Here is a 15,421-nt window from a genome sequence, read left to right as displayed (position 1 = left end):
GATAAAAGTGAGAATTTTTCGAAAAATATTTTTCAGTATTTTTAATATTACTTTGAGGTACTTATTTTAAAAGCATAGTCCATGACCATCCCATTTATTAATTTAACCTTCGAAATGCTTCTCCTTTTTGGACCCAGTTGTTGGTCACCTCTAATATATGGGTTACAATCTTTTCCTTTGTCCGCCATCGCATCACTTTTTTAGCTGGATCCATACCGTATTCAGAAACGATGTCTTTTAGTTGATCAATTTCTAATTGATTTAAGGATTCAAAAAGCCCCTCTTTTCCTTTTTCACTTAGGACGATTTCTGGGTTGAACAATGCTGGTTTTCTTTTTCTTGCCCTTTTTTTGCCTGTAGTTGAAGTATTTGTGGAGCTTGCGATTGTCTCCAGTTTAGGTTTCCTTGTGGTTTGCTTTTTCTGCTCATACTTCCCGAACTCCTTCTCTGTGAAAACCGTCTCAATTTTCTTAGCGAATTCTTTATTTACGTTTATTTCTTGTAAGATCACTTTAAATAATTCCAAGAGCTTCATTTCAATGTTCATTTCTTTCATACCTCTCCACTATTTCATTAGCTAAGCTGTAAAAGGCATCAAATTGACCTCCATAGCCCCATTTTTGACGGAATGTCGCATAAGTCATGGTGAAATCAGCTGCACTTGCCATTTGGTTATTTTCTTTAAATATTCCACTGAGTAGTGGTGCATCGATTTCCCGCTTCAATTTCCTCAAAGTTGTTTTATGAATATTAGAATTTTCCTTATACTTCGTTATCACTATACCTAGCGTCTCAATTGGATAACCAATTTCCCATGCGAAGTCATTTACACGGTTTATAATTTGTGGAATGCCATATGTGGAAAGCACATCTGGAATTGTAGGAATCATATAGCCATCTGCAATTCGAAGGCCATTGAGGGTAATAATGCCAAGATTCGGTGGACAATCAATTAATATATAATCATAGTTGTTTAGAATCGGCTGAATCGCTTTTCGTAAAATGTCAGTCGGATTATTTGCATAGAGTGGACCCATCGGCACTTTCGCTAGCTCATCCTGTACTTTAATCAAATCTAAACTAGAGGGAATCAGATCTAAACTCATAACAGATAAAATATTGGATACATTACGTTGCAATGTGTTTTCTAAATCAAAGTTATATTCATTCGGCTTTAACGCGCTTTCAAATAAACGAGCTAACGTATAGCCTTGGTCATTCAGTTCTTTCCATGCATGCTCACCAATTAACATTGTTGTACCATTCGTTTGAGGATCTAGATCAATGAAAAGCACCTTCTTTTTAAACTCAGATGAAAGAATCTCAGCTAGTCCAACACTTGTCGTTGTTTTTGCTACGCCACCCTTTAAATTAATAGTCGCAATAACAGTAGCCAAATAATTAGAATCCCCCTTCATAATTACTTATCTTTTATTAATATATTTTGAGAGGGTAGAGATAATGATATATTTAAAATTTTCTTTAATAACCATAGCTTCTACAAGCTGCGTTTCTATAGCAGAAGCAATTCATTAGCCAGGAATTCACCATATTGTGTACGATGGAAATAAATAAACAATGGAGGGATACAAAATGACAACTGTTTACGACTTTTCCGTAAAGCTACCTACTGGGGAGATGAAATCACTTAAAGATTATGAGGGGAAACCATTACTTATCGTCAATACTGCCAGTAAATGCGGGCTAACGCCACAATTTAAAGGTCTTCAGGAACTTTATGATAAATACAAGGAGCAAGGGCTCGAAATTCTCGGTTTCCCTTGTGATCAGTTCAACAATCAGGAATTTAATGATATTGATGAAACATTGCAGTTTTGCCAGATGAATTACGGTGTCACGTTCCCGATGTTTGCAAAAATCGATGTCAATGGCGATAATGCTGATCCCTTATTTAAGTTTTTAAAAGAGCAGAAGAAAGGTGTTTTATCGAAAAATATTAAATGGAATTTTACGAAGTTTTTAATCGATAAAAATGGCAGTGTTATTGAACGCTATGCACCGACAACTGAACCAGAAAAAATTGATGACGATATCCAAAAAATATTGTAGATTAGTACTTTATTATAGAGCAAATGAGTTTAATTTCGTTAAAAAATGCCGTTTCCAATTGAGTAACGGCATTTCTTTTTTGTTTTCACAGTTGACTATATACATTCAATTTCTCATTCAACTTTTTATAAACGACTTTCATTTCTGGCTCCGTACTTTTCTCAATGGCTTCTTCAAGTCCCATCCACTGAATGGCACTATTTTCATCTGGTTTTACTTTTGTTAATTCGTTTTCGTCAGCTTCTAATAAATATGTAACATTTAAATGAACATGTGTCGCCACATGCTTTCCTCGTTTTTCATGAGCTGGTACTCCTAAAATTTCAATCGAATAGATCTCCTCTGATACCGGTTTGACCAGACTCAATCCCGTTTCTTCCTTCGCTTCCTTAATAGCGACTTTGAGCAAATCCTCTTCACCGTCTGCATGTCCACCAACCCATGACCATGAATTATAAATATTGTGATACGCCATCAATACTTTTGTATGATTTTGATTTACAAGCCATGCCGATGCAGTAAAGTGAGCAAATTCATTATCACGTACCAATAAATTGTCGAATGTATCCATGTATTTCAGGATGACTTCTTGATCCTTCATTTCTTGTGCATTATATGGTTTATAGTTTTCGATTTGTAGTTTCAGATTCATAGGGTACTCCTTTATTTAACGTTTCTTATAATTTAACATAATTAGCTATACTCATAGGTATTAGCTACAAACAAATTGCTCAATAAATCTACGATGGCTCCCAACCATTCTGTCTGGCAATTTACGGCAATTGAAATACTGCACATCAATTGTTTCAGATGAGTGTTTATGAAGCTCCCCTTCCACTTCATTTGTTAAAAACACAGCTGTCACTCCATAAAACTCATCACCATTTGGGGCTTTCGCATAAAATTCTTCTCCCGAAAAAACATGGAGCAGTCTCAAATTTTGAATATGTAAACCTGTCTCCTCTAATACTTCTCTAATCGCTACTTGCTCAAAGCTTTCGCCAAGATTCATTAACCCACCTGGTAAACCCCATCTTCCTTCAGGTCTCTTTTGCAGTAGAACCTCTCCTAATTCATTTAAAATGATTACCGTGGAGCCTGGTAATATTAAAGGTTTTGTTCCAACATACTTCCTCAAAAACTTATAATACTCTTGATCTTCTGGCATATGACGATCTCCTTTAATCATGCTTTCAATTTATCCTATATATTAAATTTTGCGTCTTAATGGTAGTCGTTTTTTTAGACTTATTTCCAATTCTACGCACATGTCCCTAAAGTTATAGTATGAAACTGAATAGAATAGGAACAAATAAATATTCGAAACTTTCCACTCTTCGCTTCGTATATGAAGAAAGAGATCGGATTGGTGATGATAATGAATTTTGCTTCTTGGGTAGCGATTGGTATTGCAATAGCAGTTGCATTAGGTTTATTTGACAGTAAAAAAGAAAAATAATGAATCTCGTTTTTATCTATTAACCCTTTTCATACACCTCATTTTAACCGATACCTTACTGGTGTCGGTTCTTTCATGCCCATAACTTCTATCATTTGTCGAAGAAATTTAATTTCAATGAATTTCATGGAATATTTCCTTGGAAATAATCGAAATTTGTTTAAGTAGAAATCGTTAATCGACATTTTGTCTTTGAAATAGCCATCGAAATTCTCACTTCTATATTACACAATGCGATTACTTTAAAAAAATCAAAGAGACTTGATATAGAAAATCAAGCCTCTTTTCAATATGCCCTAATTATTATCGAAATACATAAATATCTTTTAAAACACTTTTTTCCCCCGACAATAGGTTGCTACGATACTGTGTGGAAATTCATAGCCTGCATATATGGATTGTTTATGCTTTGCCATCATATTTCCTTTCGTCACTACAAAAGGTACTTCCTCTACTACTGCAAAGTCTGCATCATAACCATTTGCAATCCTGCCTTTCTGAGTAATGCCGAATCTTTCCGCAGGCCCTAAAGCTGTTAATTCCGCTACTTTTGTTATCGGTAAGTCTTTTTCCTTTGCAACCTTTAACATTGCCAGTAGCGTATATTGTCCGCCGCTAATCCCTCCCCACGCTTCAAAAAAGTTAAGCTTACTTAAATCCTTCAAATGCGGAGAACATGGGGAATGATCAGAAGTAATGAAATCGATTTTCCCTTCTACCAATAACGCTACTAATTCATTTTGGACACTTGGTGGGCGAAGAGGTGGTGCACATTTGGCAAAAACCCCATGTTCTTCAAAGGCTTCATCATTAAATAGCAAATAATGTGCACAGGTTTCAAGCGTTACGTCTAAGCCGCGCCCCCTTGCCTCGTGGATAATTTGAACAGCCTCTGGACTACTAATATGAACAAAGTGAAGGGCACAGCCTGTAATTTCTGCATAGCTTAATGCACGAACTACGGCTTCCACTTCTGCTGCAATCGGTCTTGATTCGCAATAATCCTTTGGCGTTAACTTTCTATCTGCTATTTTTTCAGCTTGTAGGAAGCTCGTCATTTCATCACTTTCCGCATGCAAAGCTAAAATTTTATCTAATCTACGTATCTCTTTCATACCTATTAACAAAGATTGGTTATCTACTGAAGAAAAGGGTTCAAATCCAGAATTTGAAATAAAAGCTTTAAACCCAATAACACCTTTTTCAGCTAGCGCCTCAAGCTCTCCAATATTATCTGGGACTAGACCTCCCCAAAATTTATAATCAACAACGGACTTTTCCTTCGATAATTTTTCCTTTAACTGTAAAGAAGGTACATTAATCGTCGGGGGATCGCTATTTAATGGCATATCAAAATACATCGTTACACCACCAGCAGCAAGCATTTTAGTACCTGTCTCAATCCCTTCCCACTCAACGTTTCCCGGTTCATTAAAATGCACATGGACATCAATGGCACCAGGTAAAACAAACTTGCCCTCTAAATCGACCACTTGCACGTCTTCCATATCAATTGAAGGAGCGATTTCTACAATTACACCATCCTTAACTGCAATATCACATATCGAGACTTGGTGTGGTTCAACTACTGTTCCTTTTTTTAAAACAAGGTCATATACCATGATACTTCACCTTCCTAAAAAGAGATGAAAACAGGTGCTTCATAATAATCAAGCGCTGCCTGCACACCCTCACCACGAATTGGTTCAAAACCACTACGGATTAATGCTGCTTCCAATGCATATAACACAGCTAATACATTTTCTTTTCTACAGCTATATCCCATTGTGCCGATTCGCCAAATCTTCCCATGCAGCGGACCAAATGAAGAAGCAATTTCAACGCCAAATTGCTCGAGCATTAATTTACGAACTAGTTCACCATCCACCCCATCAGGAATTTCAATACATGTCACCGTTGGAAGTTTGCAAGTACGATCGCCAAATATTTTTAATCCCATTGCTTCGATTCCTTCAATCAATGCAGCCTCATGATAGCTGTGCCGTCCAAAACGTTCATATAATCCCTCATCTAACACAAGACGCAATCCTTCTCGCAATGCATATAGCATAGACGTTGCCTCAGTATGATGATTTAAACGTCTGGGTCCCCAATAATCCTGAAGCATTGCTAAGTCAAAGTAATTACTTCGAATCATATTTGTACGTTTCGTTGCAAACTCTTCCTCTGTTGCAATACCATATTCCACTTTTTTACGCTTTTGAATAATCGCTTCTATTCGATCATTATACGTAATCGGTGACATTCCAGATGGTACAGATAAACATTTCTGTGTACCACCGATAATCCCATCAATATACCACTCATCTACTGGGATATTGACACCGCCAATAGAAGCAACTGCATCAACTATGAGCAATATATCTTGCTCATGACACGCCTTTCCTAGTTCATTTAATGGTTGCATACAGCCTGTAGATGTCTCACCATGAACAATGGCCACTACTTTTGGCTGAACCTTTTTCATTTCATTAATGATGTCTTGTTGGTCAAAAACCGTACCCCACTTTGTTTCCATCGTATAAACTTCAGCGCCATAACGCTCACATATTTCAACGAGCAAATGACCAAAGCGGCCGAAAATTGGTACAAGAACTTTATCACCCGGCTCAATAATACTTGCTAGCATCGCTTCATTTCCTGATCTTGAAGTGCCGTCTATCGGGAATGCCCACTTATTTTTCGTTTGGAATAGGGAGCGTAGCATCTCCATTACTTCATTCATAATATCCGTAAAGGCTGGATCGAATTGCCCAAGAATGGGGGTACTCATTGCCTGCAATACTCTTGGATCTACTTCAACAGGTCCTGGAGTCATGATTGTTCTACTTGGTGTTTGTAATGGTTTATAAAACATTAGGCGATGCCCCCTTTATATGCTAGGTGGTATAAAGTATCCATCATTACTTTTACTCCCTTTTCTAAATATTCATCTTCTGTAAATTCAAGCGGTGAGTGACTAATTCCGTTACAGCTCGGGATAAAAATTAAAGTGGTCGGATAATGTCGTCCAAATACCTGTGCATCATGACCAGCTCCACTGACCATTTGCATATGGCTAAATCCCTTTGATTCTATTTTCTTTTTCATTAGCTCATGCAATGATTGATCTAAAGTAACAGGATCGATATCAGTCCACTTTTCTACCGATAATTGAATATCACTTTCATTAGAGATACACTCCAGTACTTCTATAACTTTCTCGCAATAGCTATCTAAAACCTTCTTATCGTGGTAACGAATATCTAATGTAAAGCTAACTTCACCAGCTACTACATTAGGAACATTCGGCTTGGCAATGAGTTGTCCTGCCGTTATTCTTAGTCCTGGAGCTAAGCTTATGGCTATTGAAGTTAGCTGACTAATAGCCTTTGCAGCACACACCATAGCATCTTTCCTTTCATCCATCGGTGTTGTACCAGCATGATTACTTTCACCCGTTAGCGTAATTGTGTATCGTTTTTGGCCAACGATGTGAGTAACAAGGCCAATATCCTTCAAATTCTTTTCTAAGATTGACCCTTGTTCAATATGAATCTCTACAAAATGTTCTATATCATTGCGCTTTTTCGGAGAATAAGCATCAATTGGATAGCCTGCATCATTCATTGCCTTTTTAAAAGGAATCCCTTCATTATCAGAAATATTGTCAATGGATGTTATTGAAAATTCACCAGTAATATTTTTTGAGCCCCAGAAGGTTAAAGGAAAACGACTTCCCTCTTCTTCACATAGTGACACTACTTCGATTGTTTTTATTGGGGGACCGTATTTCTCTACTAATCTTCTAACTGCAAGAAAGCTCGCGAGTATACCGTACGCCCCATCGTATTTTCCACCCTGTTTTACTGTATCAATATGAGAGCCCGTTAATATGACAGTATCACCTTGAATAGAGCCTTCGATTCTTCCGTATAAATTCCCTACTCCATCAAAATAGGTTGCCATTCCAGCTTCATGCATTTTTTGTTTCAACGCTTGCTGTGCTTTTATCCATTCCGTTGAGTACAGTAATCGAGTTACACCCCTCTCGTTTGTTGTACCGAAAGTCGAAAGCCATTCTACCAATTCTCTAATTTCAATAGTTTGAACGTTTGTTGTACTTTCGCTCATAGTTGACACCACCTCCCTGCCTGTTACGTTTCCTTTATTTTAAGGAAAGGTTTCCTACCGTTCATCGTCAGAAATGTGAAAAAAAAAACACTTTTTAGTTAACTTAAACAAAATAGACATATTTCCAGCTTATTTCATGTAATGTTTTCTAACAAATATGTACATAACCAATGCATATATGTTATATTTTGTAACATATAACGAAAAAGGGAGGTTTTAATTGTGAATATTCTACAAATGTTAACCCAACAAGAATTGGCTCCAATTACGTTGGTGGCTGGGGAGGCAAGTAAATATCGTCAGATAACATCCATTACAATGATGGATGCACCTGATATCATTCCATATTTACGACCAAATATGCTTATCATTACAACCGCCTATCATTTAAAGAATAATCACGACTACTTCCAAGAGCTTATTCGTGAAATGGCTGCAAACGGATGCGCTGGGATTGGTATAAAGAAAAACCGTTACCTACACGAAATCCCTCAAGATATCTTACTACTAGCAGAACAACTAAATTTACCCTTTATGGAATTACCGGAGCACTTATCATTAGGGCAGATCAACTTTTTAATGACAGAGAAAATATTACAGAGCGAAGCTTCTTTATTGACGCACGCAATGGATATTCATCGTCAATTCACTTTACTTATTTTAAATGGTCACGGGGTTCCAAAGTTAATACGACAGCTATCATCACTTATCGGGAGGGAAGTTCTTCTCATAAGCCCTTATTTAAGACCTATGTATTCAACACAGCAATACGTACCGGTACTTGCAACTATACAAAATATGATGAATGAAGGTTTTCAAAATCCATTAAACTGCGAACAAACCTTCACATTTTCTCTCATTGAAGGAAAAGAAACATTCGCCTTTTTTCCTATCAATACCCACGCGGAGAAAAACTGCTTTTTAATGGTTAAAGGGAATATCGATCAACAGGATATTACAGTGCGTTTAACGATTGAGCAGGCCATCAATGTACTATCATTCGCATTGATGCAGGAGCAGGCTTTACAGCAACAAAAGCGCAATATTCGCAATCAGCATTTAAAAGATTTTTTAGAGAATGATAGCGGATCTACCGTTGTTACGAAGGCGATGTCACAGGAACTTTCCCTCCCATACCAACAGGCGTATGTATGCATTATTGGTCATGTGATAACGAAAACACCTTCTTACTCATTTCAACCTACTTTTACAATTGAACAAATTCATAAATTTTGCGAAGAAACCCTTCAGTCAACACGAATACCTATACACGTATTCTCATTAAATAATGAATTGATTTTTTTATACGAGCTTCAAGATCCAAACTCTGATTATATTTTATTTTTAAGAGAATTGTTTTCGGAGCTGGAAGGATCCATCTATCAATATTTTGATTTGCATATGGTTTTTGGTGTCAGCAACCAAACACAAAGCTTTTCAGACATTCAGCGAGCATTCAAAGAAGCACAAAGTACAATAGTCACTTTACGGAATAAACAGCGCGTTGTTTCCTTCTATAAAAAGAAAGAGATCAACGAATTACTACAAATGATTCCACAAACAGATTTGTTGAACTATCAACGAATGGTATTTAAGGCTTTTGCTTCTTTGCCAGATGATGAACAAACAATTTTATTTGAAACTTTAAACGAATATTTAGAATGTCATTGCCAAATTTCTGAAACAGCAAAACGTTTATTTGTTCATCGAAACACCGTCATTTACCGTATTGAAAAGTGCAGCTCTTTATTAAATAAAGATTTAAAGGATCCAGAGGTAACATTACAGCTACGCCTTGCCCTAAGAATCCGCAATCACCTTATCATTGAACAACATGCATAATTCATCAAATCGCCTTTAAATGCAGATATAAAAATGGATATAACGGTATACATTTTCTTAAAGCGAACTATATCGTTAAAAATAAATTCAGATGCCTTTGCATCATTTTGGAGGTTATATTAATGGCTTTAACATTAGATCAATTAAACAACTTTACAGAAAAAGAGTTTACTAATCTATTCGGAGAAATCTTTGAGCATTCTCCATGGATAGCAAAAATTGCTGCACATATGCGACCGTTCTCTTCATTTGATATCGCCTTCGATACAATGAAGCAAATTGTGGTGGAAAGCGGCAGCGAAGCACAGCTCTCACTTATAAAAGAACATCCGGAGCTTGGCAAACGAATTCAAATGAGCCAGGCATCCGTTAAAGAACAGCAGGGTGCCGGTCTTGACTCTTTAACACCTGAGGAATATCAAATCTTTTCCGAAGTAAATCAGGCATATATGGAAAAGTTCCGATTCCCTTTTATCATTGCCGTTAGCGGAAAGGATAAAAACGATATATTACAAGCAATGAAGGAACGTCTTTCTTCTAACCCGGAAAAAGAATTCCAGACTGCTTTACAAGAAATCTACAAAATTGCAAATATACGTTTTAGAGGAATTATCGAAACTTATAATTAAGGAGGCTTTTTCATGCCATCTCTTTCAACACATGTGCTCGATTTATATCACGGGCACCCCGCTAAAAACGTAAGAATTGATCTTTATTTCCAGCTTGAAACAGAACCCAATCTATTATTAAAAACCATCTATACAAATGAAGATGGTCGCTGTAATGAGCCCCTTGTTACAAATGCTACTTTTAAACAAGGGACATACGAGCTCGTTTTTCATGTAGAGGATTATTATAGAGCTACAGAAGTAGAGCTCCCAACACCAAATTTTTTATCAACGGTGCCTGTGCGATTCCAAATGCTAGAAACGGAAGCCCACTATCACGTTCCATTACTCGTTACACCTTGGAGCTACCAAGTATACCGAGGAAGCTAACAAAACCGACCGCTACACCTTTTATAAAGGAGGCGGTCACATTCTTTTTTTAGTATCATCGATTACCCTCACCCTCCACTTCAACTCACTCCCCCTTTCACAAAGTAATATGTAACAAAAGGCAACATGCAATTTAGACCTTTTAGTTAAACCGCACAAAAGCAAATTTAATTTTTAGATAGGCCTATAAGGAATGTTAAATTTCAGAATGTTAAGATAGTTATATAAATAGATGTTAGAAGATGTTACATAAAAGTAAAGGAGCTGTTCCTATGAGTCTTGAAGCATTAAATGAGCAAGTAAAAAAAGATCTTTCTTATATTGCCCATCCCGGTAAAGAGTGGGTAAAACCCGTTACACATGAAGATAGCCATGTTTATGATGTAGCAATTATCGGAGGCGGTCAAAGTGGATTAAGTACTGCTTTCGGTTTATTTCGAGAACGGATTACGAATATTACGATTTTAGACGAAAATCCAAAAGGTGTTGAAGGTCCATGGATTACTTATGCTCGTATGATTACGCTTAGGACTCCAAAGCATCTCCCTTCTATTGACTTAGGGGTCCCATCTCTTACGTTCCAATCATGGTTTATTGCTAAATTCGGTCAAGAGGCATGGGATGAATTAGATAAAATCTCCCGGAACGATTGGATGGAGTATTTAAAATGGTATCGAGAAGTTTTAAATTTACCTGTACAAAACGAAGTAAAGGTTGATTTAATCGAACCAGTCGGCAATAAGTTACACCGTCTTCATTTAAGCGGAAATGGCGCACCGTCAAAAACGATTTTAGCTCGTAAGGTTGTTCTCGCTACTGGTATACAAGGCGGCGGAGAGTGGCATGTACCTAATTTCGTCAAAAACGCACTTCCGAAATCACTCTATGCACATACTTCAGAAACTATTGATTTCGATGCATTAAAGGGTAAAAAAATCGGTATTCTCGGTGGCGGCGCTTCTTCGTTTGATAATGCAAATTTTGCCTTATCAGCTGGTGTGAAAGAAGCCCATGTATTTGTTCGACGTAAAGAAATGGTGCGCATCAACCCAATGCGTATCCTTGAACAAACTGGCATTATTGAACGTTATCATTCTTTAAGCGATGATGAAAAATATGCGGCAATGGCCCATTTCTTTAAATTTAATCAACCTCCGACGAATGATACGTTTAACCGCGCAAGTGCATGGGAAGGGTTTAAGGTGCATCTTGACTCCCCTTGGATAGAAGTGAAAGAAACAGAAGAAGGGGTATTCATTCGCACACCCCACGATACATTTACTTTTGATTATTTAATCATTAGTACAGGTTTAGTTTCAGACCCAGCATTGCGACCTGAGTTAAAGGCTGTCGAAAAATATATTACACGCTGGGGCGATGTGTATAAGGCAAGCCCTAACATTGCAAGCCCAATGATTGATGCACACCCATATTTAGATTACGGTTTTAAATTCATTGCCAACTGCGAGGAAGGGAAAGATGCTTTATACGGTTTATTCCCCTTCAATTATTCAGCATTAATCAGCTGCGGTGTATCTGCTTCTGCACTATCTGGAATACGTTTTGCCATCCCAAAACTCGTCATGGCCATTGCAGACGAATTGTTCCAAGATGATAAAGAACTTATTCTCAAGGATTATTTTGAATACGATATAGTGGAGTTTACAGGCAATCCAAAGATTCCTACCGTTTAATTTTCAAACCTTCAAAATTACCCGGAACACATTAGGTTAAATACACAGAAACACTCGGACAGATTAAAAGAAAGGACTTAAGCTTATAAAGAGCTCAAGTCCTTTTTCATAATATTAGAGATATACCCCCTGATTGGAGCTTTCTCCGCTTTGAACGCCACTCATCATATCAGTTTTTGGTTCCGTCGAATATTGAGGATTCCTTTGATGAATAATTTGTGTTCCAGCTAAATCACTAGTAATATTGAAGCTGTACCAGGAGTAGCTGGCGAAGTGGTAATGCAACCGTATATATCATTGCGTCCACACAGCTCATATATTAGCACTTCACGAACTCGGTCTAAATGTTCAATACATTAAACATGCTCCTACTTAATAAAATCTAACCCCTTCCTTCTAAAGAAACACTCCACCAACCACTAAGCCGGCTAAAATTACAAAGGCTGGGTGGATTTTAAGCTTTTCTAAAGCAAAATATGCACATACTACAATCACCGCAGTAATAACTAATCCAATTACATCATAAGACGTCTTTACAAAATCAAAGGTCATTTCAGCTAACAACACCGCAATCGCCGGTAAAACAAAGCTTGATAGACGCTTAACTCTCGGAGAATTGCGGAAGCGATACAAAATATTTAAAAGGATTAGCATTAATATTAATGAAGGTGCTACAGTTGCAAATAATGCAACAACCACTCCAAGAACCCCGCCCACTTCATAACCAATAAAACCCGCCATTTTTGTTGCAATTGGTCCGGGTAATGAATTACCAAGGGCGAGCACCTCACTAAATTCGCTCGTTGTCATCCAACCATAATTTTCTACCACCTCATGCTCAATTAACGGAATTGTAGCAGGCCCTCCTCCATAACCTAAAATTCCAGGATAGAAAAAGGCTAAAAAGATTTGGATGTAAATCATTTCGCACCATCCTCCTCTTTTTTAAATGGCAGAAAGAGTGCTAACAACAATAAGACAGCAATAACGATCCCCGGATGGATATGGAATAAAATCATACTTACACCAGAAGCTACAAGAATAATAGCTCCCTTCACCCAACCAAGCGATTTTTGGGATTTCTTTAAAAAATCCCAGGTTAGCACTGCTAGCATTACTCCAACAATCGGTACTACCCCATTCGTCATCCCTTTAACAAAATCAAATTCTCTTATTTGATTTAATGAGGCTAGTAATAAAATCATTAATAAAACAGTAGGTAAGACCGTTGCAATCAGTGCATTAACAAGCCCCAACCATCCGCCTACTCGATAGCCTATATAGCCAGCCATTTTCGTTGCAATCGGCCCCGGCAATGTATTTCCAATGGATAAAACATCTGAAAACTCTTCATCTGTCATCATTTTATAGGTTTCTACAACTTCTTTATGTACCAACGGAATCGTAGAAGGCCCTCCTCCAAACCCGAGCATACCCGAACGAAAGAAGGCGATAAATATCTCTTTTTGTTTTCCCATACACCTAATTCTCCCTTATCATTACATCCTCAAATGAGCTTTCCATTCAGATCGAATTTTCTAGCCTTTGCCTAGCTTTAATAACCAATCGCCATACCATCCCCACGCGGATCAGCACCACCAAATTTCACATTTGTTTTTCCATCAATAAATATTGCACCTGCATGACCCATTGTGTCTGTATAGTCCGCTAATACTTCAACTTCATGACCAAGTCCTTCAAGCTCACGACGAACTGTTTCCTCGATTCGACCTTCCAGCTTCAAACTGTTGGATGAGGCTCCCCATGTACGCCCATATAAAAAGCGCGGTGCTTCAATAGCTGCTTGAACACTCATACCATAGTCAACCATTCTCGTCACAAGCATCGCTTGAGTTTGAGGCTGACCCTCTCCCCCCATCGTCCCATAAACAATGGCTGGTTTTCCATCCTTTAACAACATGGCTGGATTTAGCGTATGGAAGGTTCTCTTCTTTGGCGTTAAAGCATTGACATGTTTTTCATCAAGCGAGAAAAAGCTTCCTCTATTTTGCAGTAAAATTCCTGTTCCTTTTGGGATAAAGCCAGAACCAAACTCATGGTAAATACTTTGAATAAAGGAAACCGCATTGCCTTCTTCATCAACAATGCCAAACCATACGGTATCACCTTTTACATCTAATAATGCTAATTCACTTGCCAAATGGTGTTCTTTTATTTTTTCAGCAAATACTAACCCGCGTTCAGAGCTTAACAATTCCTTTATAGGTATATCGCTAAACTCCGGATCCGTTAAATATTGATCTCGATCCATAAAGGCGTGCTTTACTGCTTCAACGAGAATATGATAATAGGTAGAAGACCCCTCTTCCATTTGCCGTAATTCTATATGGTTTAAAATATTTAAAATTGATAAAGAAGCCATCCCTTGCGTATTTGGAGGCAAATTGTAAGCAACATAATCTCTGTAAGGGACTGATATCGGTTCTACCCAATCGCTTGTATGTTGTTTAAAGTCCTCTACAGTTAATAGCCCTCCGTGTTTTTGTAAATCTTTAATAATTCGCTCTGTCAATTCACTATTATAAAGATACGCCGCACCATTCTTCGAAATATCCGATAAGGTATTCGCCAAATCTTCCTGTACCATAATATCTCCCATTTCATAGGGCTTGCCATCCTTTAAAAATACGCGAGAAAATTCCTCAAACCGTCCAAGGTCACGAAACTCCTTATCTTTTTCATCTAAATTCACCTGTGTCCAATACTCCTGACTTGGTGTCACAGGGAAACCTTCTTTAGCATAGGTAATAGCTTGTTCTAGTAGATCACTCCATGCTAAGGAGCCTTCCATTTCACTCGTTCCGTATTTATAGGCTTCCCCCCAACCAGCCACCGCGCCTGGTACGGTATTAGCAGCAACAGCACCTCTTGAAGGAATTTTTGAGAAACCTAGTTTTTTGTAAAAATCAATTGTCACCTTCTCACCTGAACGACCACTCGAATTTAACCCTTTTAATTCATTCTTCCGCGCATTGTAAATAAGCCAGAAATTATCTCCACCAATACTATTCATATGAGGATAAACAACCGCAATAGTAGAAGCTGCTGCAATCGCTGCTTCTATAGCGTTACCACCTTTCTGCAAGATTGCCATCGCAGCCTGAGAAGCTAAATAATGCGGTGTTGTCACCATCCCCTTTGTCCCCATTGTTGTCGCTCTATATTGTTGCACCATTTCAAATCCCCCTCACAATCCCCAAAGT

General features: G+C 37.8%; 15 protein-coding genes. 5 read left to right on the top strand and 10 right to left on the bottom strand.

What is annotated here, in order from left to right; translation table 11 throughout:
- Positions 1–97: 97 nt before the first annotated feature.
- Entirely contained in the window at positions 98–547 is a 450-nt protein-coding gene (locus CD30_RS19415; RefSeq protein ID WP_141096037.1) for a hypothetical protein, read from the bottom strand.
- Positions 537–1,397 carry a ParA family protein gene (locus CD30_RS06400; RefSeq protein WP_036174111.1) on the bottom strand — a complete coding sequence of 287 codons (861 nt, stop codon included), beginning with the start codon at positions 1,395–1,397 and terminating at the stop codon, positions 537–539. The genes CD30_RS19415 and CD30_RS06400 overlap by 11 nt, the downstream gene beginning before the upstream one ends.
- A 196-nt stretch (positions 1,398–1,593) precedes the next feature.
- On the opposite strand from CD30_RS06400, the gene CD30_RS06395 reads away from it, so the two are divergent.
- Positions 1,594–2,070 carry a glutathione peroxidase gene (locus CD30_RS06395; RefSeq protein ID WP_036174109.1) on the top strand — a complete coding sequence of 159 codons (477 nt, stop codon included), beginning with the start codon at positions 1,594–1,596 and terminating at the stop codon, positions 2,068–2,070.
- An 85-nt stretch (positions 2,071–2,155) separates the two neighbouring features.
- Here the strand turns inward: CD30_RS06395 and CD30_RS06390 are convergent, their stop codons facing one another.
- The 5 genes from CD30_RS06390 to allC all read right to left on the bottom strand — a co-directional run bounded on the left by CD30_RS06390 (position 2,156) and on the right by allC (position 7,663).
- A complete protein-coding gene (locus CD30_RS06390) occupies positions 2,156–2,722 on the bottom strand; it encodes an NUDIX hydrolase (protein WP_036174107.1) in 567 nt (188 codons plus the stop codon).
- A 60-nt stretch (positions 2,723–2,782) separates the two neighbouring features.
- The gene (locus tag CD30_RS06385) at positions 2,783–3,238 is read right to left on the bottom strand and encodes an NUDIX hydrolase (protein ID WP_036174105.1); all 456 of its coding nucleotides are present in this window, start codon (positions 3,236–3,238) and stop codon (positions 2,783–2,785) included.
- Positions 3,239–3,855: 617 nt separating this feature from the next.
- The gene (gene allB, locus CD30_RS06380; RefSeq protein WP_036174103.1) at positions 3,856–5,151 is read right to left on the bottom strand and encodes an allantoinase AllB; all 1,296 of its coding nucleotides are present in this window, start codon (positions 5,149–5,151) and stop codon (positions 3,856–3,858) included.
- 14 nt (positions 5,152–5,165) lie between these two features.
- A complete protein-coding gene (locus CD30_RS06375) occupies positions 5,166–6,407 on the bottom strand; it encodes a pyridoxal-phosphate-dependent aminotransferase family protein (RefSeq protein ID WP_036174101.1) in 1,242 nt (413 codons plus the stop codon).
- Positions 6,407–7,663: an allantoate deiminase gene (gene allC, locus CD30_RS06370; RefSeq protein ID WP_036174099.1), complete on the bottom strand. Its 1,257-nt coding sequence runs from the start codon at positions 7,661–7,663 to the stop codon at positions 6,407–6,409. The genes CD30_RS06375 and allC overlap by 1 nt, the downstream gene beginning before the upstream one ends.
- A 222-nt stretch (positions 7,664–7,885) precedes the next feature.
- On the opposite strand from allC, the gene CD30_RS06365 reads away from it, so the two are divergent.
- The 4 genes from CD30_RS06365 (at position 7,886) to CD30_RS06350 (ending at position 12,197) form a co-directional block, all read left to right on the top strand.
- Positions 7,886–9,505: a PucR family transcriptional regulator gene (locus CD30_RS06365; RefSeq protein ID WP_036174096.1), complete on the top strand. Its 1,620-nt coding sequence runs from the start codon at positions 7,886–7,888 to the stop codon at positions 9,503–9,505.
- Positions 9,506–9,627: 122 nt separating this feature from the next.
- Complete coding sequence (gene uraD / locus CD30_RS06360; RefSeq protein ID WP_036174093.1) at positions 9,628–10,134, top strand: 2-oxo-4-hydroxy-4-carboxy-5-ureidoimidazoline decarboxylase; 507 nt, start codon at positions 9,628–9,630, stop codon at positions 10,132–10,134.
- A gap of 12 nt (positions 10,135–10,146) precedes the next feature.
- Positions 10,147–10,503, top strand: coding sequence for a hydroxyisourate hydrolase (uraH, locus tag CD30_RS06355; RefSeq protein ID WP_036174091.1), 357 nt, complete (start codon positions 10,147–10,149; stop codon positions 10,501–10,503).
- 272 nt (positions 10,504–10,775) lie between these two features.
- Positions 10,776–12,197 (top strand): NAD(P)-binding domain-containing protein, encoded by a 1,422-nt coding sequence (locus tag CD30_RS06350; protein WP_036174088.1) that lies wholly within the window; start codon positions 10,776–10,778, stop codon positions 12,195–12,197.
- 396 nt (positions 12,198–12,593) lie between these two features.
- Here the strand turns inward: CD30_RS06350 and CD30_RS06345 are convergent, their stop codons facing one another.
- From CD30_RS06345 to ggt, 3 genes are all read right to left on the bottom strand, one after another.
- Entirely contained in the window at positions 12,594–13,121 is a 528-nt protein-coding gene (locus CD30_RS06345; protein ID WP_036174085.1) for a chromate transporter, read from the bottom strand.
- Entirely contained in the window at positions 13,118–13,675 is a 558-nt protein-coding gene (locus CD30_RS06340; RefSeq protein WP_036174083.1) for a chromate transporter, read from the bottom strand. Before CD30_RS06340 ends, CD30_RS06345 begins: the two co-directional genes overlap by 4 nt.
- A gap of 77 nt (positions 13,676–13,752) precedes the next feature.
- Complete coding sequence (gene ggt / locus CD30_RS06335) at positions 13,753–15,393, bottom strand: gamma-glutamyltransferase (RefSeq protein ID WP_036174080.1); 1,641 nt, start codon at positions 15,391–15,393, stop codon at positions 13,753–13,755.
- Between the last annotated feature and the right edge of the window lie 28 nt (positions 15,394–15,421).

This window comes from Ureibacillus massiliensis 4400831 = CIP 108448 = CCUG 49529 (assembly GCF_000772965.1).
GTDB classification, from domain to species: Bacteria; Bacillota; Bacilli; order Bacillales_A; family Planococcaceae; genus Ureibacillus; species Ureibacillus massiliensis.
Note: the sequence above shows the minus strand (reverse complement) of the source record. Positions and strands in the feature narration are given on the sequence as shown.

What these genes read in the sequence shown, in the direction of transcription:
- uraH (WP_036174091.1), top strand. Translation starts at nt 10,147, where the DNA reads ATGCCATCTCTTTCAACACATGTGCTCGATTTATATCACGGGCACCCC.
- CD30_RS06350 (WP_036174088.1), top strand. Translation starts at nt 10,776, where the DNA reads ATGAGTCTTGAAGCATTAAATGAGCAAGTAAAAAAAGATCTTTCTTAT.
- allB (WP_036174103.1), bottom strand. Translation starts at nt 5,151, where the DNA reads ATGGTATATGACCTTGTTTTAAAAAAAGGAACAGTAGTTGAACCACAC.
- CD30_RS06395 (WP_036174109.1), top strand. Translation starts at nt 1,594, where the DNA reads ATGACAACTGTTTACGACTTTTCCGTAAAGCTACCTACTGGGGAGATG.
- CD30_RS06340 (WP_036174083.1), bottom strand. Translation starts at nt 13,675, where the DNA reads ATGGGAAAACAAAAAGAGATATTTATCGCCTTCTTTCGTTCGGGTATG.
- CD30_RS06345 (WP_036174085.1), bottom strand. Translation starts at nt 13,121, where the DNA reads ATGATTTACATCCAAATCTTTTTAGCCTTTTTCTATCCTGGAATTTTA.
- CD30_RS06390 (WP_036174107.1), bottom strand. Translation starts at nt 2,722, where the DNA reads ATGAATCTGAAACTACAAATCGAAAACTATAAACCATATAATGCACAA.
- ggt (WP_036174080.1), bottom strand. Translation starts at nt 15,393, where the DNA reads ATGGTGCAACAATATAGAGCGACAACAATGGGGACAAAGGGGATGGTG.
- CD30_RS06375 (WP_036174101.1), bottom strand. Translation starts at nt 6,407, where the DNA reads ATGTTTTATAAACCATTACAAACACCAAGTAGAACAATCATGACTCCA.
- allC (WP_036174099.1), bottom strand. Translation starts at nt 7,663, where the DNA reads ATGAGCGAAAGTACAACAAACGTTCAAACTATTGAAATTAGAGAATTG.
- CD30_RS06385 (WP_036174105.1), bottom strand. Translation starts at nt 3,238, where the DNA reads ATGCCAGAAGATCAAGAGTATTATAAGTTTTTGAGGAAGTATGTTGGA.
- uraD (WP_036174093.1), top strand. Translation starts at nt 9,628, where the DNA reads ATGGCTTTAACATTAGATCAATTAAACAACTTTACAGAAAAAGAGTTT.
- CD30_RS19415 (WP_141096037.1), bottom strand. Translation starts at nt 547, where the DNA reads ATGAACATTGAAATGAAGCTCTTGGAATTATTTAAAGTGATCTTACAA.